12 protein-coding genes are annotated in these 18,713 nt (G+C 40.4%); 7 read left to right on the top strand and 5 right to left on the bottom strand.

Annotated features, from left to right (window positions below; genetic code table 11):
* Positions 1 to 8 precede the first annotated feature (8 nt).
* From glmS to F897_RS03295, 7 genes are all read left to right on the top strand, one after another.
* A complete protein-coding gene (glmS, locus tag F897_RS03325; RefSeq protein WP_005233266.1) occupies positions 9 to 1,847 on the top strand; it encodes a glutamine--fructose-6-phosphate transaminase (isomerizing) in 1,839 nt (612 codons plus the stop codon).
* Between the two features lie 591 nt (positions 1,848 to 2,438).
* Positions 2,439 to 3,248 carry a heteromeric transposase endonuclease subunit TnsA gene (locus F897_RS03320; protein WP_005233265.1) on the top strand — a complete coding sequence of 270 codons (810 nt, stop codon included), beginning with the start codon at positions 2,439 to 2,441 and terminating at the stop codon, positions 3,246 to 3,248.
* Positions 3,235 to 5,331 carry a Mu transposase C-terminal domain-containing protein gene (locus tag F897_RS03315; protein ID WP_005233263.1) on the top strand — a complete coding sequence of 699 codons (2,097 nt, stop codon included), beginning with the start codon at positions 3,235 to 3,237 and terminating at the stop codon, positions 5,329 to 5,331. The genes F897_RS03320 and F897_RS03315 overlap by 14 nt, the downstream gene beginning before the upstream one ends.
* A 14-nt stretch (positions 5,332 to 5,345) precedes the next feature.
* The gene (locus F897_RS03310) at positions 5,346 to 7,022 is read left to right on the top strand and encodes an AAA family ATPase (RefSeq protein WP_005233261.1); all 1,677 of its coding nucleotides are present in this window, start codon (positions 5,346 to 5,348) and stop codon (positions 7,020 to 7,022) included.
* A 4-nt stretch (positions 7,023 to 7,026) separates the two neighbouring features.
* A complete protein-coding gene (locus tag F897_RS03305) occupies positions 7,027 to 8,559 on the top strand; it encodes a TnsD family Tn7-like transposition protein (protein WP_005233259.1) in 1,533 nt (510 codons plus the stop codon).
* A gap of 2 nt (positions 8,560 to 8,561) precedes the next feature.
* Positions 8,562 to 10,175 (top strand): Tn7-like element transposition protein TnsE, encoded by a 1,614-nt coding sequence (locus tag F897_RS03300; RefSeq protein WP_005233258.1) that lies wholly within the window; start codon positions 8,562 to 8,564, stop codon positions 10,173 to 10,175.
* Between the two features lie 235 nt (positions 10,176 to 10,410).
* Positions 10,411 to 11,781 carry a phosphohexomutase domain-containing protein gene (locus tag F897_RS03295; RefSeq protein ID WP_005233257.1) on the top strand — a complete coding sequence of 457 codons (1,371 nt, stop codon included), beginning with the start codon at positions 10,411 to 10,413 and terminating at the stop codon, positions 11,779 to 11,781.
* Positions 11,782 to 11,861: 80 nt separating this feature from the next.
* On the opposite strand, the gene galE is transcribed toward F897_RS03295, so the two are convergent.
* From galE to F897_RS03270, 5 genes are read right to left on the bottom strand one after another with little or no spacing between them, the layout of a single operon-like run.
* Entirely contained in the window at positions 11,862 to 12,878 is a 1,017-nt protein-coding gene (galE, locus tag F897_RS03290) for a UDP-glucose 4-epimerase GalE (RefSeq protein WP_005233256.1), read from the bottom strand.
* Positions 12,871 to 14,538 carry a glucose-6-phosphate isomerase gene (gene pgi / locus F897_RS03285; protein WP_005233253.1) on the bottom strand — a complete coding sequence of 556 codons (1,668 nt, stop codon included), beginning with the start codon at positions 14,536 to 14,538 and terminating at the stop codon, positions 12,871 to 12,873. Before pgi ends, galE begins: the two co-directional genes overlap by 8 nt.
* Positions 14,538 to 15,794, bottom strand: coding sequence for a nucleotide sugar dehydrogenase (locus F897_RS03280; protein ID WP_005233251.1), 1,257 nt, complete (start codon positions 15,792 to 15,794; stop codon positions 14,538 to 14,540). The genes pgi and F897_RS03280 overlap by 1 nt, the downstream gene beginning before the upstream one ends.
* Positions 15,795 to 15,809: 15 nt before the next feature.
* Entirely contained in the window at positions 15,810 to 16,685 is an 876-nt protein-coding gene (gene galU, locus F897_RS03275; RefSeq protein ID WP_005233249.1) for a UTP--glucose-1-phosphate uridylyltransferase GalU, read from the bottom strand.
* 26 nt (positions 16,686 to 16,711) lie between these two features.
* On the bottom strand, positions 16,712 to 18,586 hold the full coding sequence (locus tag F897_RS03270; protein ID WP_005233247.1) for a polysaccharide biosynthesis protein: 1,875 nt from the start codon (positions 18,584 to 18,586) through the stop codon (positions 16,712 to 16,714).
* Positions 18,587 to 18,713: the final 127 nt, after the last annotated feature.

Genomic DNA, 18,713 nt, shown 5'->3' with positions numbered 1-18,713 from the left:
AAGTTAGTATGTGTGGTATCGTCGGTGGCATCGCGGAACGTAATATCAGCAATATCTTAATTGAAGGCCTAAAACGTCTTGAATACCGTGGTTATGACTCTGCGGGTCTGGCCTTAATCAATAATAGCCAGGTGCTCCGTGAACGTCGTGTGGGTAAAGTCGCGAACCTTGAACAAGCTGTGAATGAATCACAGATTAATGGTTCATTAGGCATCGCTCATACACGCTGGGCAACTCATGGTAAACCGACTGAAAACAATGCTCATCCCCATATTTCGGGTAATGTTGCTGTGGTTCATAACGGTATCATTGAAAATTACCAGGAGCTGAAAGATGATCTTGAAGCTTTAGGCTATGTATTCACTTCACAAACTGATACTGAAGTGGTTGCCCATCTGGTCAATGATGCACTGAAATCTACCCCTAGCCTGCTTGAAGCTGTTCGTCAGGTCGTACCACAGCTGAAAGGCGCTTATGCGCTCGGGATCGTACATACAGATCATCCAGATGAATTGATTACTGTTCGTGAAGGTTCACCATTGGTGATTGGTGTCGGGATTGGTGAAAACTTTATCAGTTCTGACCAGTTGGCTTTATTACCAATTACCAATCGCTTCATCTATCTGGAAGAAGGCGATATTGCACGTTTAACCCGTACTACCATTGAAGTATTTGTTGATGGCCAGTTGGTGGATCGCCCAGTAAAAGAACTGGATGCAACCGTGAGCAATGCTTCTAAAGGTGAATATAAGCACTACATGCTCAAAGAAATCTATGAGCAGCCTGAAGCGCTAAAACAGACCATTTCACAAGCCCTAAATGGCAATACACTGCGTGAAGAATTTCTGGTGAATGCTGAACAGGATTTTTCAACAATCCAGCAAATCCAGATTATTGCCTGTGGTACCAGTTACCACGCCGGCATGATTGCCAAATACTGGTTTGAACAGCTGATTAATCTGCCTTGTCAGGTCGAGATTGCCAGTGAATTCCGTTACCGTACGCCAGTGATTGTCAATAACACACTCTATGTGTGTATTTCTCAGTCAGGTGAAACAGCCGATACCTTGGCCGCTCTGCGTGATACCCAAAAACGTGCTGCATCAAAAGGTGTAAACATTACGACGATGACGATTTGTAATGTCGCTACATCTTCAATGGTACGTGAAACAGATTACAGTCTGCTGACTTTAGCGGGTCCTGAAATTGGTGTGGCTTCTACCAAAGCATTTACCACCCAGCTCGCAGCTTTGATGTTACTGGTACTGAAAATCGGGACAGTGAAAAATGCCATTTCAGCTGAACAGATGACTGAGATCACGGCTGGACTATGGCATATGCCTAAGGTACTTCTGGATACCTTAAGTCATGATGATGAAATTCTGCGTCTCTCTGAACTGTTTGTAGAGAAACAGCACTGTCTGTTCCTCGGTCGTGGTACACACTTCCCGATCGCACTGGAAGGTGCACTGAAGTTGAAAGAAATTTCTTATATTCATGCAGAAGGTTATGCGGCGGGTGAGCTGAAGCACGGTCCATTGGCACTGGTGGATAATGACATGCCAGTAGTAATTCTAGCGCCGCAAGATGACATGCTCGATAAACTGAAATCCAATATGGAAGAAGTTCAGGCACGTGGTGGTGAATTATTTGTCTTCGCTGATGAAAATAGCGGTATTAAAGCCAAAGAACGTCAGCATGTCGTGCATATTCCTGAAGTAAACGCTGTTTTAGCGCCAATTGTTTATTGTATTCCAGTACAGTTACTGTCTTACCATGTGGCAGTCCTGCGTGGTACTGATGTTGACCAGCCACGTAATCTGGCAAAATCAGTAACAGTTGAATAATCCATAAAATTAGCCTGTTATATGATGTAAGTAAGTAAAATAGTTTAATACTATGTAATAAAGCCTACACTTAGTGTAATAAAGCCCCATACTTTTTTTGACATATATAAAATAATATTTATATTTTCAATATGTTAAAATACAAGTATGGGGCTTTTTTATTTCTTGACTATATTTAAAGAGCACAAACCAAGAAAGGATGATACTTTCTTTAAATAGTTATTTAAAATTTTAATAAATAAAATAAATAACTTATAAAAAATAAAGTATTAAACTATTTTACTCTACAATAAAAATATAAATTTTTCGATTTCAGTAAAAAATCTGATTTAGTCCTCAAGAAATCTATAAATTTTATTTTTTCTCATAAGTTAAAGTAATATATTAATCACTATAATTACAAACTTTAAATTAAATAAATAATTGATTATTAAAAATAAAATAATTTAATTATCACTTTGACAGCAATATTTAAATAGAAATAAACAATCATACTAAGTAAAAATATTTAATTTATAAAAATAAAATATAAGACTATATTGATTAAAAATAAATCAGGTGATAGGTTTAAAGAAAAGTATGGGGGTTCAGATGGCATCAAAAGAACAACAATTACGCTGGCTACAAGAAGGACGTGGCCAAGGGCGATTACATTCATATAAGCCTTTTTTAAATGTTAGAGATAACAAATCCCTGACGGAACGGTCTAGCCGTGTATATGGTTATAAAACCCAAAGAACTCATCATTTATTTTCTGACTTAGAGTTAGCTTTATTTCTCGCATTAGACAGAATTCAAGAGGTCGAAGATATACGTGAGCAAATTCCACTTGATCTTACAACTACCCTGCAAATTGCTGAAGATTTAAAAATTCAGCACCCTATCGAAAAGAATGTTCATCAAATTCTTACTTCAACTTTTTTTGTTGTAAACAACTCCCCGCTAAAGCCTCCTTGCTTTGTTATAAAAGCTATCAAGTCCGCGCACCTAGATCAAAAGAAGACCATTGCCCAATTGGAACTTGAAAGGCGTTATTGGGATGAACAACAAGTACCTTGGTTTGTCGTTACAGAAAAAGAGATTTCACCAACAGCAATAGAAAATATTAAATGGCTCTACCCACTGAATAGAGCAACTGACGATATCCATATCTTTTCAAAAATAGACTTTTATCAGAGTCATTTTCTTCAAAAACCTGAACTTACCCTGATAGAGCTATCCAAATACCTTGACACTCAGTATTCCATGGAAACAGGCGCATCTCTTCTAGAAATAAGAGAACTGCTTGCCCAGCGGTATTTTTTGTTCGATATCTCCAAAAGCTATAGAAAAATACGTGGTCGGGACATTGAGATTGGGAATATTCAACATTTGGAGAAACTTAAAAATGTTTCAGGTTAATCATGTTTATAAACTAAATCATCGGTTTCGCATTCTGAAAATATATCCTCAGCATTTGGTTTGGATAGATATTGAGTCTGACAAAGCATTGCCCGAACTCTTTCCAATTTCGGAGCTCGAACAACGAATTGAACTAGGGCAAGCCGAACTGACTGATGATCCATTCTCTGATCTCAGTTTGTTCACTGTAACGGAAGGATCTATCTACCAAACAAAGCGTGATCAAAACTTTGCCATAATCAAACCAGTTATTGAACATGAGCGATTTTATGAACGTAAAGAGCGTGCTTATCTGATTAACCAACTTGTACAAGAAAAAGTCGCGACTAAGCAAACTATTTATCGTTTATTACGGCACTATTGGCAACGTGGCATGACACCTAATGCACTTATTCCTCATTACTATAATTCTGGGGGAAAAGGTATAAAAAAAAGAGTGACTGAAAAGAAATTAGGACGACCGCGTGTCATTTCTGAAGGGACAGGTGCATTAATTGATACCACTGTCGAAAATTTATTTAAAAAAGTCATCAATCAATATTTACTGAATGACAAAAAATTTTCAGTCAAATACGCTTACCGAAAATTTTTGATACTTTATCAAGAACGTTACCCTGATATACCAGAGAGCGAATATCCTTCTTTTTGGCAATTTAAATATTTTTACGAGAGAGATTTCAACCGCACCATCAGGCTGAAAAAACGTTCTCATCAAATTGAATATTTAAAAGATACAAGGCCTTTAGTATCTACAACAAACTCTCAAGTCTTAGGGCCAGGTGCTCGATATCAAATTGATGCCACAATTGCAGATATATATCTTATCTCTGATTCTGATCGTGCATGCATTATCGGCCGCCCGACTGTCTATTTCATGATAGATGAATTTAGTCGCATGGTGACCGGTATGTATGTTGGCCTTGAAAATCCCTCCTATGTCACCAGCATGCAAGTTCTACGCATCGCTATGTGTGACAAAGTCGAATACTGTAAAAATTTTGGCCGTGAAATACGCTCTGAAGATTGGCCTTGTATTGGTTTACCTGAAGCCATTTTAGCGGATCGCGGTGAATTGCTTGGTCATCAAATTGAACATCTAGAAAAAAGTTTTGCTATACGAATTGAAAATGCACCGGCATACAGAGGTGATCTCAAAGGTATCATTGAACGCTATTTTCGTACTATCCAAGCCGAATTTAAGCCATATGCGCCAGGTGTTGTACAGCCTATTAAAGAAAAGAAACGTGGTGGCACAGACTACCGTTTAGATGCCACTCTGACTGTGCATGAATTTACTAAGATCATACTTAACTCTGTATTAATGCATAATCAGACACATGAGATTAGATCCTATGATCGTGATATCGATATGCCAACAGATCTTCCCAATATTCCATTACAGTTATGGAATTGGGGAATCCAAAACCGGACCGGAAAATTAAGAACAGCTTCTGAACGTGCTATTTATATTGCACTCTTGCCCCGAACTGAAGGTACTCTCTCTCATTTAGGTATCAAGGTTTTTGGCCTTTACTATATTTGTAAAGAAATCTTAGAAAATGGCTGGATGCATCGGTCTACCTCAACACGTCGCCCCAAAAAAATAACCGTGGCATACGATCCTGCCAATGCAGAAAAAGTGTATCTCTTTTTCTCTCCTTCGACATCAGATCGCTGGGAAGCACATCTAGCCCAACGTTCAAGAGAATTTATAGGATGCAGCTTTTGGGAGGTTTGGAAAGTTCAAAAAGAGCAAAAGTCAATACAAGCAAATTACCATATGTCATTGCAACTCGCACGGGCTGAATTAGAGCGCTCAAATGAGGAGATTATTCAAAAAGCCATTGCATCCACGCGGGCATCGACTCACAGCAATGCTCAGCGTCTTTCCAAGATCAAAGAAAATCGTCTAAAAGCACGTGATAAAGAACGAGAGATGTTGAAAAACTCTCTGTCCGAAAGTGAATTCAGTGAAGACCTGCCAAGCAACATCCTTCCTTTTTCAAAAAATGCAGCACAGACCGATGAGCATGATTCATATGATCGACCTGCATTTTTTGATCAACTATTTGATGATGACTGAAGTGAGGAACAACCATGAAAGTAAAAGCTATCTATCAACCGAGCTTTGGTCAATACAAAGGTAACCCGCTCATTGAAGCCTTGCCGCCAATACGTGATTTTAACGATATTAAAACGGCTTTGAAATGTACTGTAGACATCAGTCCACTTGAAAAACATGAACCTGGGGTAGTCAGAAGCCACCTGATTGCTCAGCTAATGAATAGTTTCTTTCTTCCAATTTCAAGACACTATTCACTTGAGCAAAAGATCGCAATTATGATTCGTGATGGATATGTCGCACGTAATCTTGAGAATGGTAATTTAGCCACTCATCTGCAGAATGGTTACGAACGGATGATGACAGGTGAAATTAATGCATTTCGCTTTAAAACAGCCCAGTCAACCGCAAAAAGTATGTCTTTCATTGGTTGTTCAGGTAGTGGAAAAACCACCACATTAAATCGGATCCTAGCTACATATCCTCAGGTCATTTTTCATGAGAAATATAATTTTACCCAAATTGCCTATCTTAAAATTGACTGTCCGCACGATGGTTCATTAAAAAGCTTATGTCTGCATTTCTTTAGAGCCGTGGATTCTGCTATTGGTTCGGATTATGAGAAAAAATATGCTCTTAAAAGGCACGGCATTGAAACTCTGATGCATCTGATGAGCCAAATCGCCAATCTACATGCGATTGGCTTATTAATTATTGATGAAATTCAGCACTTAAGCGTCAATAAGTCTGGTGGTGAAAAAAAGATGCTTAATTTTTTCGTCACGCTTGTCAATATCATCAGTTTGCCAGTCGTAATGGTAGGAACCCCAAAAGCCCGCCCTATATTTGATGCTGATTTCAGATCAGCCCGAAGAGCTATTGGATTTGGCGCTGTATTATGGGAGCCGATTAAAAATGAAAAAAATACTATTTCTCCTCACACCCAGCAAGTCGTCAAGTCTGAATGGGTGGGGTTTACAGATACACTTTGGAAATACCAATGGTTGACCAAAGCAGACCTAACCCTGTCTGAAGATATACGAGAATGTTGGTATGAACTGTCACAAGGTATACCTGATATCGTTGTTAAACTGTTTGTACTGGCTCAAATCCGAGCAATTGAGACTGGGATAGAGCGTATCACCATCAAACTGCTGAAGACCACCTATGAGCAGGATATGATCCCAATCCATGCCATGATTGAGGCGTTACTTAGTCGAGATCCTGCAAGAATTGCGCAGTATTCAGACTTAATTATTCCTGAAGTCGACAAAAAGCTCCTGTACTTACAAGAGAAAATCAGAAAAGCACACTTCGAAAAAGATGATGTCGATATCTATGACGGCAATTCACAGGCGATCCGTATGCATCGTCTACTGATTGAATTGGGCTATCAATCAGATCTATTACCCAACATCATTAAACGAGCTTTTCAGTCTTATCCAGATACAGATATACAAATTTTGTTGCCAGTGATCATGCAATGGCTCAAAGATGAAAATGATCTCGAAAAAGTAATGGACGAAGAGCAGAAAAAGGCGCCTCAATCCACTCGAAAATCCACGAATACTGCTGCAGTTTGGCATCGCTTAGAAAGTGCTGATTTACGTTTTCAATACAGTCAAAAAGAATCCCACCTATCCTTTTACCAACATCTGAAAAACCACACAGAGTACGTGCTCGATATTGAGCAATGGCTCAGGGAGAGTTAACAGTATGTTTAATTTTCCGATGCCTCATGTCGATGAGCTGATATATAGTACTGTAGCGCGTGCTGGAATACGTTTAGCACTTACCAGTCCCAAACAGCTCCTCGATGAAGTGTTTCAGAACCGTAAAGTTTCTGCGACCGTAGATCTTCCCTCTCATTTGGACAAAATTCTACAGTGGCTACCCTCAGCACACTATGACGTAATGTATCTCATTAACCATCACACATTATTTCCACTGTATACATTCTTTATTCCTAAAGAAAGACGACAGGACTGCTTACGATTCATGCAAGGAGCATCGCATGGTGCCTTACACTTAACAGTGGGGTTGAATGCATCAAAAGTTCGTATTCCAGAATACTTACGCTATTGCCCTCAGTGTTTCGACGAACAATTACAAATATATGGAGAATGGTATTGGTCAAGACTATGGCAAGTTCCAGGCGTCACTTGCTGCCCTCAACATGGCAAGCTACTTAATAGTAGTGTGAAATACAGACCAATCCATAAGCATGAATTCAAAGCCGCCTGTGTGGATAATTGTCCAATACTTGAACAAGAACCCGCATCCCCAGACGAAATTTTGATTGCCCAAAAAGCCACTGAACTCTGTTCACTTGCAAACAGCTCTTCTGCCACCTTACAGCAATGGACGCTTTTCTATAAAACCCTTGCCTCAAAGCACGGTATGGTCAAAGGCAATCATCACATCATATATGAACTCATTTATCAGAAAATCATACAACGCTGGTCTATGTCATTTTTAGTACAACATGGACTAGGTGAGATAGACACAGAAAATAGTTGGCTTAAAAATATCTTTAGAAAGCATAGACGTAGCTTCAGCTACTTAGAACATTTAATTGTAATTGAAGCATTTTATGCTGGAAGTCCTTGGTCTTTTCAAGATATCTTCAAAGAGGTGAAAGCCTGCCATGCTACCCCAATGCGTCCTTCAAATGACACCTCACAGGAAAACTTACAGTCCGAGGTTATCCAGGCTCAACGCCATTCATGGTTAACAGCTTTAGCACAAAATTCCATTATTGAAGCAAGAAAACAGAATACAGCACTTTATGCTTGGCTGTACCGTAATGATAAGAAGTGGCTGATGGAGACCAACAGTCAGAAACAGATGCCATTTATTCCCTCTGGAAAAAAGGTCAATTGGAGACAACGTGATTGGGATGGTGTTAAATATTTACTTCGTTTAAATCAAAAATTAGTCGATAATCTTGACTCTCCTCGACGGACAAAAACTTGGTGGATCAAACAATTAAAAAACCCATCAACTATTGAAAAGAATTTAGATAGCTTGCCATTAATCGTAAAATTTCTAAGCACATACCAAGAGGATGTTAGCTGCTATCAAATTCGGCGCTTATCACGTGAACTTCTGCTAAATAAACTCAAAAATGAGTCTATCCCCTTGTGGGTGTTACTCAGAAAAGCTGGCTTAACAACAGACAGAATGACAAAAGAAACCCGAACCTTCCTCAACCAGGTCATACAATATGATCAGATTATTAAGGTGTAATAATGCTGAAAAACTTTCCTGAGAATGCCATTATTCGTTCAATAGGGACTATTTATAAAGAACAAAAAAACCAAGCTTGGATGATCGAACTCCAACTCAACGACCTGATGTCGAAAAAAAAATATCCTCTCGGGGTTAGATTTTCAAATATGCATTTACTTGCACGTCAAAGATGTTTAAAACCAACTCCAGATTACAAATCGGCAGAGCCACTCATTCTGACTTATAAAATCGAACATCTCAGACGCTGGCACAATACATGCAACATCTATAGCAAACAAAATCAGTTGTCTCAGATCATGACTGATCTTGATCATCGCTATGAAAATACCTTAGTGCATTTGCCCAAGCTTGAACTTGCCCGTGCTTTGTTTTTTCATAATGCATACTTTGCCCGTAATGTGTTCAATCCAGAATTTTTGGATGCAGAGTTCTTTGTCCAAAAAAGAACCAAAGATCATTACATTATTCATGAATTAGTGTCAAAAAGTTTTCCTTCTACGCTCTATGACTCTGTTGAAATACGCAGTGTTCTCTCTTGGATCCTGATTAATCGTGAAATCAAAGCCTGCTATAAAAGTATTGGCGCCCACTTTATTTCACAAAAATATCAAGACAGATCAAGAGAGAAATGGAATTTCGACTTTAGTTGTCCGTCTTTAAGAAATACAGAAATTACGGTAAAAGCCTATTACTCAAAAGAATCAGATCAGATTTATATCAATGAAATTCTTGAAATTAAAAATATACAACCCAAACTTCCTAAGCTGGTTGAGTTTTCTAGCTCTCACTTTATCCAAAAACAGAATGGAAAGAACAGTTCAACAAAAGGTAGCTATCGTATTGAAAAAATGCCAGAAGAACCTGATATTGATGATCTACAGGAAGCAAGTTCAGATAAGGGTGCAGTGATTATCAAATCTGAACCAGTACTGTTAAGTTTTCAGCAACCGATCCGTACCGCAAAACGCTATATAAAACACAAGGGGATGAACAGATCATATGGGGAAGAACGAGGTACCTTTGATGATCCAGATGTCGTTGCGACAGATGAACCATCAATATTAGGAACCATTGGTCAAGGTGAATTCATGGGTCTCGCAGATGATCTGCAATATCTAGAATATTACAGTGAAGGCCTTACCGCATTCAAAGAAATGATCCTGGGCTTAAATGAGTCAAAGGTTATCGTATTAGACTCCGAAGATCCACATTACCATCGTTTACCCAAGGTAGGTAAATCACGGCTACACTACACCTATAAAGATCAGCCTCGAACATTGCTTGAGTTCAGATTCAAATATCAAGGCAAGGCTTTAAGTATTTTTGAAATTGATCTTGATGACCACGTGAAGAGTATTTCTACCCTAATAATTCAATGGAAGGCTAACACACAGCCTAGTCAAGAGGTCATTAAGGAACTTACACGGATGATTGTGAAACGCTCTTTACGTTGGCCTACTAAGGAAACACTTTCAGAATGGGGGTCATTTAAAACCATTCATCATCCTAAAAAGTCACAGGAATCCATGCAATATACTTCGGATGAAATAGAGCTATGGCGGCAGAATATTATCAGACACCTATCTACCTTAGGGCATTCTCCACTCAATTAATCTTAGATAATACGATTAAAAGTAATGCTGTACATGTATCGTGTGTTGGTGAAAAATACTGTAAACATTGAAGTATTCCCCCCATAAAGGATGTCTTTCGGTAATTTTTTAGTAAAGACTTATTCAGGCTGTTAAAATGCTTAGCTAAGATGTGCTTACCAGATGCTCATCTTTATATCTTTATATCTTTATATCTTTATATCTTTTCCTTTTTTGAGGGATATTGCAGGATTACATGACAAAACTAACTTGCTTTAAAGCCTATGATATTCGTGGCAAACTCGGTACAGAACTTAACGAAGACATTGCCTATAAAATAGGCCGTGCCTATGCTCAGATTTACCAGCCTAAAACAGTCGTTGTGGGCTGTGATGTGCGCCTCAGCAGTGAAGCCTTAAAGCAGGCCACCATCCGTGGTTTAAATGATGCGGGCGTGAATGTTCTAGATTTAGGTATGACTGGGACTGAAGAAGTGTATTTCGGTGCCTTCCACTTAGATGTGCAAGGTGGTATTGAAGTCACTGCCAGTCATAACCCAATGGACTATAACGGCATGAAACTGGTGCGTGAAAATGCCCGTCCGATCAGTGCCGATACAGGTTTAAAAGAAATTCAAGCGCTGGCTGAAACAGGTACTTTTAATGAGGTTGCAGAAAAAGGCACAACCAAAAAATATAATATCCTGCCTGAATTTGTCGATCATCTAATGACATATATCGACCCTGCAAAAGTTCGCCCGTTAAAACTGGTGGTGAATGCCGGTAATGGTGCTGCAGGTCATGTGATTGATGCGATTGAGGCAAAGTTCAAGGAACTGAATATTCCTGTCGAATTTATTAAAATTCATCACGAAGCGGATGGTAACTTCCCAAATGGTATCCCGAATCCAATTCTGGTTGAAAACCGTGACAGCACTCGTGAGGCGGTCATTCAGCATGGTGCGGATATGGGGATTGCCTGGGATGGCGACTTTGACCGCTGCTTCCTGTTCGATGAAAAAGGCCAGTTTATTGAAGGCTATTATATTGTTGGTCTTCTGGCTCAGGCCTTCTTGCTAAAACAATCTGACGAAAAGATCGTACATGACCCGCGTCTAGTCTGGAATACACTGGATATTGTAGAGCAATACCAAGGGATCACGGTTCAGTCAAAATCAGGTCACGCCTTTATTAAAGATGTCATGCGTGAACATAATGCGGCCTATGGCGGTGAAATGAGTGCCCATCATTATTTCCGCGACTTTGCCTATTGCGATAGCGGCATGATTCCATGGTTACTGGCTATTACCGTATTATCAGAAACACAGCAATCTTTATCTTCTCTGGTAGAGGAGATGATCGCCAAGTTCCCATGCAGTGGTGAAATCAACTTTAAAGTCGCCGATACCCAAGCGACCATCCAAAAACTTTTCGATCATTATGCCAATCAGCAGCCGGAGATCGATCAGACCGATGGGGTCAGCCTTAATTTTGGTGCATGGCGTTTTAATGTGCGGGCATCGAATACTGAACCGCTATTGCGTCTGAATATTGAAAGCCGTCGGGATCACAATCCCCGACCAATGCAGGATTATGTCGATGAATTGACTCAACTGATTCAGAGTTAATCTTCACGCATACAGTACAATAAAAAATGGGAGCTGTTCATCAAAAGCTCCCATTTTTTATTTATATCGCTATAAAGATTTTAACGATAGCCATTCGGATTCTGCTTCTGCCAGTTCCAGCTGTCAGCGAGCATGTCCTCTAAACCATACTGAGGTTGCCAGCCCAACTCTTGGACTGCACGGGTATTGTCTGCAAAACAGGTGGCCACATCGCCTTCACGACGAGGGGCTAATTCAAATGCAATCGCCACACCATTCACTTGCTCAAACGTATCTTTAACTTGTAGCACTGAAATACCATTACCTGTACCAATATTCCAAGCACGGCAACCTTGCGCAGTTAGACGATTATTGAGGGCACATAAATGTGCATTGGCCAGATCCACCACATGAATATAGTCCCGCACACCCGTACCATCCACCGTGTCATAATCATGACCGAAAATAGATAGCTTTTCACGACGACCGACTGCCACTTGAGTCACAAAAGGCATCAGGTTATTGGGAATACCTTGTGGATCTTCGCCAATCTGGCCACTTTTATGCGCGCCGACTGGATTAAAATAACGTAATAAGGCAATCGACCAACGTTCATCCGCCACAGACAACTTTTCTAACAGCTGCTCAACAATCAGCTTGGTATAACCATAGTTATTGGTCGGCATTCCGGTAGGCATTTCTTCATTTAAAGGGGAAGGATTATTTTCGCCATACACCGTTGCTGAGGAACTAAACACCAGTTTAAAAACTTGCGCGCGCTGCATCGCCTGAACCAGGCTGATTGAACCGGCAATATTATTGTCAAAATAAGCCAATGGTATTTGCTGGCTTTCTCCGACCGCTTTCAGACCGGCAAAATGAATCACTGCATCAATACTATTTTGCTGAAAGACTTGATCCAGTAACTGGACATCCCGGATATCCCCTTCAACAAAGGTCAGGCTTTTCCGGGTCAACTGTTGCACCCGATTTAAAGACTCAGCAGCGCTATTGCAGAGATTATCTAAAACGATGACCTCATACCCGGCATTTAATAATTCCACACAGGTATGTGAACCAATATAGCCTGCCCCACCGGTGACCAGAATTTTAGCCATGTGACTTTCCTAACAGAATTTTAATTAAACCTTGGGTTGAACCATCCAGACTATCCAGATCGCTCTGTTCGCCATTAAGGATCGGCAATAACTGATTGGCAATTTCCTTGCCTTTTTCTACGCCCCATTGATCAAATGGGTTGATGTTCCACAACACCGACTGAACAAACACCTTATGCTCATACAATGCAATCAGCATCCCCAGACTATAGGGATTCAGCTCTTGCAGTAACAAGGTACTGCTCGGCTGATTGCCTTCATACTGCTTATAAGCCGGCAAGCTCGCCAATTCGTTTTGATCCAGCGCTTCATTACCAAATGCCAGTAAACGTGATTGTGCCAGACAATTAGATAAAGCCAAATGATGCTGTTCGATCAAAGCATCAGCATTATCGACGTAGGTATATTGTTGACTGTTATAACGCTTCACTGGGGCGATAAAATCGCAGCTGACTGCTTGAGTACCTTGATGTAACAGCTGGTAGAAGGCATGTTGGGCGTTTGGTCCAACTTCGCCCCAAATAATTGGACAAGTGTCGAGCTGAACTTTTTCACCATTGCGCTGGATGGATTTACCATTAGACTCCATTTCCAGCTGCTGCAAATAAGATGCAAAATATTTCAGACGTCCATCATAAGGCAAGATGGCATGGGTCTGAATATCCAGAAAATTCGTATTCCAGGCACCCAGTAAGCCCATTAATACTGGAATATTCTGTTCCAGAGGCTTGTACTGGAAATGCTGATCCACGGCATAAGCACCAGCAAGCAGTTGTTTAAAACCGTCCACTCCAATACTGAGTGCAATCGGCAAACCAATACACGACCAGAGAGAATAACGCCCACCGACCCAATCCCATAACAACAGCTGATTTTCGGGTGCAATTCCCCAGGCTGTCATTTTTTCAGGTTTAGTGGATACCCCAATAAAATGATGCTTCACGATAGAAGGATGTTGGCCTAAAGATTTTTCCAGCCATAAACGTACTGTTTGAGCATTGGATAAGGTATCAATCGTTCCAAATGACTTGGAAGAAATAATAAAAAGCGTGGTTTCTGGACGTAACTGATGAAGCAATTCAGATAGCTGACTACCATCCATCGTCGAAACAAAATGTACATTCAGTGGCTTGGCAGATTGATATTTGAAATCCGAGAGCGCATGACTAACCATTAACGGCCCTAAGTCAGATCCCCCTACCCCGATATTCACTACATCCTGAATGACTTCACCGGTAGCGCCACGGCGTTGTCCGGCATGAATCTGCTCGACCAAAGCATACATACGGTCTAGCTGAGCATGAACTTCAGCTGCCAGATCTTCATGCTGCTGGTCCTCTTTCGGCAAACGTAAGGCCCAGTGCATAGCTGCGCGTTGTTCAGTATAGTTAATCGTCTGAGTGGAAAATAAAGACCCGATCCAGGATCTTAGATTTTGTGTCTCTGCCCATTCAATCAGATGCTGCACAGCATCATGATTGACTCTATGTTTGCTATAGTCAAAAACTACCTGCTCAAATTGCACCGAGTATTGGTTAAACCGTTCAGAATCTGCTGCAAAGAGTTGGCGTAAATGGATCGATTTCAATTGTTCTTTTACAGAATTCAGCTTTTTAAAAGCATTATTGCTATTCTGGTCAGATTTAAGCTGGTCTAACATTAACGTCCCACCCCAATATAGTTAAAACCGCGTGACTTAATATAAGCAGGGTCATAGAGATTACGTCCATCCAGAATCAAAGGATACTGCATCAATTTGCTGAGATAAGCATAATCCGGACTACCATACTGTTTCCAGGCCGTGATTAAACACAACGCATCTGCATCTTCTACCGCCTGATACTGGTCTTCACATAAAATTAAATCGCTACGTTGACCATAAATCTGTTCAATATTGGTCAAAGCCTGTGGATCATGCAATTTCACTGTCGCACCTTGTGCCCACAATGCTGCCAACATGGCATGTACCGGAGATTGCTGGGTACTTGGGGTATTTTCCTTAAATGCAGCTCCCCAGATGGCGACTACCTTCCCCTGCAGATCTCCACGGAAATAATTCCATAGCTTACGGAATAACAACTCTTTCTGTTGCTCATTAATATCCCAAACCTGTTCCAGTAACTGGTTTTTCACCCCTGAATCCGCCACAGCATGGGTCAATGTCCGGATATCATGAGAAAAGTTTTCTCCACCAAAGCCCACACCTGGAAATAAATAAGCTGAACCAATACGATTATCTGCCGCCATACCCTGACGAACTTGTTCAATATCAATTCCCAGTTTTTCCGCAACGCTCGCCAGATCATTCATATAACTGATCCGGGTAGCCAGCATGCCCGAGATACTGAGTTTGGTAAATTCTGCATCCAGAATAGGCATAAACAGATATTGCTGGGCACGAGGGAACAAGGGACGTAACAATTCTCTGACTTTGAGCTGTACATCTGGCTGATCGCAACCCACAATCAGTTGAGTGGCTTGAACGAAACTGCGTATAGCATTTCCTTCCTGAATAATATCTGGAAGATAGACCCAGTCATCATTCGGTAAAAGTTGCTGGAATCGCGCTGTACCATGCAAACCAAAGGTGGATGCATTAATCATCAATTTAGGGTGTGCAAAGCAGGCATGATGAATGGTATTTAACATCTTAAATGCCAGCTGCTCTTCAGTTGCATTAAAACTGAAAAAAAAGACATCTTGATTAAAGGTCAGATGCTGAAAATCACAACAGTTTAAGAATCCTAACTCCTGCTGCTTTTGTAGCAGTAACTGTAAAGATTCATCTTGGAAATATGTCCGGGCAGGTTCATCAGCATTAAAACTATTACACCATACGACCTGATGGCCACATTCAGCTAATAGAGCTGAAATAACCCCTGAAAATAAGGTCTTTCCTAATACTGCGACTTTCATAGTATCCCTTTCTTATTATAAAGCAAGTTCCTGAATCAATGCTTTAAACTCAGCACCAAGTTTAGGATGATTTACGCCATAATGTAATACAGCTTTAAGATAACCAAGCTTGCTACCACAATCAAAGGTTTGGCCTTTCATCCGATAAGCTTCGACCACCTCTGTTTGCTGCAATAATGCAATAGCATCGGTTAGCTGGATTTCATTGCCTGCCCCTTTCGGTGTCTGCTCCAGTAAATGCATAATCTTTGCCGGAAGGATATAACGACCTACAACAGATAGATTCGACGGTGCGGTACCAATCGCCGGTTTTTCCACAATACCTTGCATCACTGTACTTTCACCTTCCGCAGGCGAAGCAGAAACATCCACAATCCCATATTGATCAACCAGATGATCAGGAACTGCTTCAACCATGATTTGTGATGCACGAGACTGTTCATAACGTTGAATCATGCGAGACAGGTCATTTTGAGTATCTTGATCCTTAACTAGAACATCCGGTAACAGGACAGCAAAGTCATCATCGCCAATTACAGCTTTAGCACAAAGTACCGCATGACCAAGGCCTAAAGGTTGTGGCTGACGTACGCTAATCACACTAACATGAGGGGGTAAAATTTCAGTAACTTCTTTAAGCAAATCGGTTTTATTTTTTTGCTCAAGTGTAGTTTCAAGTTCAAAATTACGGTCAAAGTAATTTTCAATTGATGCTTTGGAAGAATGCGTCACCAAAATAATTTGCTCAATTCCAGCTGCAATTGCTTCTTTTACCACATATTCAATTGCCGGACGGTCAACTACCGTCACCATTTCTTTGGGGATCGATTTGCTAGCTGGTAGAAAACGTGTACCTAGTCCTGCAACAGGGAGAATCGCCTTTTTAATCATGTTATTCAACCTAATTATTTCCAAATTTAATTTACTTTAATTTCCTGACCACGCTGATAACCATCGACATAATATTCAAGCTGCATTAACGCCCAGTCCACATCACTCTGAGTCGCTGTCAGCACATGCATACGATTAAATACTTCCAGAATTTCAGCTAAAGGATAATGCTTTTCTACCGATCTTAAAATTCGCTTATGTGAAGTAATCTCTGTATTTTCTTGGTCAATTAACAGCTCTTCATATAGTTTTTCACCTGGACGCAAGCCTGTGTATTGAATTTCAATGTCACCATCGGGGTTTTGACTGTCTTTCACCTTTAAGCCACTCAGTGAAATCATCTGACGAGCAAGATCCTGGATTCTTACCGGTTCCCCCATATCGAGTAGGAATACATCGCCACCTGTGCCCAAAGCACCTGCCTGGATTACTAACTGCGAAGCTTCAGGAATTGTCATAAAGAAACGTGTCACTTCAGGATCGGTAACAGTGATAGGTCCACCTTTGGCAATCTGCTGTTTAAATAATGGAACAACTGAACCCGATGAACCCAAGACATTCCCGAAACGTACAATACTAATTTGGGTTTGATTCTGGGCTTCAGCCATGGCCTGACAATAAAGCTCTGCCATACGTTTGGTCGCACCCATGACATTGGTCGGACGTACTGCTTTGTCAGTCGAAATTAGCACAAAGGTCTCGACGCCTTTTTTGACTGCTGCATTGACACTAAAGGCAGTCCCTACCGCATTATTTTTCAAGCCGGCCAATGGATTACATTCTACTAAAGGAACATGCTTATAAGCAGCAGCATGATAGACAGTTTGAACACCATATTGCTCAATGACTCGTTCCAGTTTACTTTCATCCACTACCGAACCTAGAATTGGAATAATTTCACAGCTGGCACTAAGACGTAACTCCTTATCAATACTATATAAAGCAAACTCTGTCAGCTCATAGATAATAACTTTTACCGGTTGATTTTTAATAATTTGACGGCATAGCTCTGAGCCAATTGAGCCTCCCGCCCCTGTAACCATCACAACTTTATCTTTGATATTTTTTTCTAGTAGTTCTGCTACAGGAGGAACTGGATCACGCCCCAGTAGATCAATGATATCAACTTCCTGAATATCAGAAACTCGAATTTCACCATTGACCAGTTTAGTCAGCCCTGGAATTTCTGTAATTTTTAAATGAGCAGGTTCTAAAAATTTTACGATCTCGCTTTTGCGGATACGTCCCACTGATGGAAGTGCAATCAGAATTTCATCAATGCGAAGTTTGGTAAAAGATTTTAATGCAGTTTCTGGTGCATAAACTTGAATTCCCCCAATATTCTGACCGCTCAATGAAGGATTATCATCAATAAACATGATTGGTAAATGTTCATTAGAACGATTTAAAGTTGCTGCAACCTGCTGCCCTGCATAACCTGCCCCATAAATCGCAATCCGTTTTTTCGATACGCCTGCATATAAGTAAGAACGAACAACGAAACGAATTATTCCCCGACTAAACCAGACCCAGGCAAACATCATGAAGCCAAACATCAAAGGAATAGAAGTAGGAATGAACGCATGTGTTGCATACGCAAGCAAATACAAACCAATGACTGCCAGAACAGTGGCCAGCCCTAATTTGACAATAAAAAATTCATTAAAAGTACGAACAATAAAACGATAAACACCACAAATAAATAAAGCCAATACCGCAATGGCACTGACCCAAACTGTACCAAAAGGAATATTAGGAACGACTTCTGCACCCAGATCGAATTGACGAATGGCATAGCAAAGCCAGATCAGGACAGGAAATATGCAGAAGTCCAAAATAACTAAAAATGTCTGTTTAGCCGCACGTGGAGATTCAACTAAAGGTAGAATGATAGATTTCACTTGCTGTGTCTTCTCAATAATTATTTATAATTTTTTACCCCATATTAAATATTAGAGAGAATTGAGGTAAAAACTTGGATAAATGTTTAAAGTGTAACTCTAAAGATACACTTTATATGATTGAATT

This window comes from Acinetobacter variabilis, from assembly GCF_000369625.1.
GTDB lineage: Bacteria > Pseudomonadota > Gammaproteobacteria > Pseudomonadales > Moraxellaceae > Acinetobacter > Acinetobacter variabilis.
This window is presented reverse-complemented; position numbering and strand designations above follow the sequence as displayed.

What these genes read in the sequence shown, in the direction of transcription:
- glmS (WP_005233266.1), top strand. Translation starts at nt 9, where the DNA reads ATGTGTGGTATCGTCGGTGGCATCGCGGAACGTAATATCAGCAATATC.
- F897_RS03320 (WP_005233265.1), top strand. Translation starts at nt 2,439, where the DNA reads ATGGCATCAAAAGAACAACAATTACGCTGGCTACAAGAAGGACGTGGC.
- F897_RS03315 (WP_005233263.1), top strand. Translation starts at nt 3,235, where the DNA reads ATGTTTCAGGTTAATCATGTTTATAAACTAAATCATCGGTTTCGCATT.
- F897_RS03310 (WP_005233261.1), top strand. Translation starts at nt 5,346, where the DNA reads ATGAAAGTAAAAGCTATCTATCAACCGAGCTTTGGTCAATACAAAGGT.
- F897_RS03305 (WP_005233259.1), top strand. Translation starts at nt 7,027, where the DNA reads ATGTTTAATTTTCCGATGCCTCATGTCGATGAGCTGATATATAGTACT.
- F897_RS03300 (WP_005233258.1), top strand. Translation starts at nt 8,562, where the DNA reads ATGCTGAAAAACTTTCCTGAGAATGCCATTATTCGTTCAATAGGGACT.
- F897_RS03295 (WP_005233257.1), top strand. Translation starts at nt 10,411, where the DNA reads ATGACAAAACTAACTTGCTTTAAAGCCTATGATATTCGTGGCAAACTC.
- galE (WP_005233256.1), bottom strand. Translation starts at nt 12,878, where the DNA reads ATGGCTAAAATTCTGGTCACCGGTGGGGCAGGCTATATTGGTTCACAT.
- pgi (WP_005233253.1), bottom strand. Translation starts at nt 14,538, where the DNA reads ATGTTAGACCAGCTTAAATCTGACCAGAATAGCAATAATGCTTTTAAA.
- F897_RS03280 (WP_005233251.1), bottom strand. Translation starts at nt 15,794, where the DNA reads ATGAAAGTCGCAGTATTAGGAAAGACCTTATTTTCAGGGGTTATTTCA.
- galU (WP_005233249.1), bottom strand. Translation starts at nt 16,685, where the DNA reads ATGATTAAAAAGGCGATTCTCCCTGTTGCAGGACTAGGTACACGTTTT.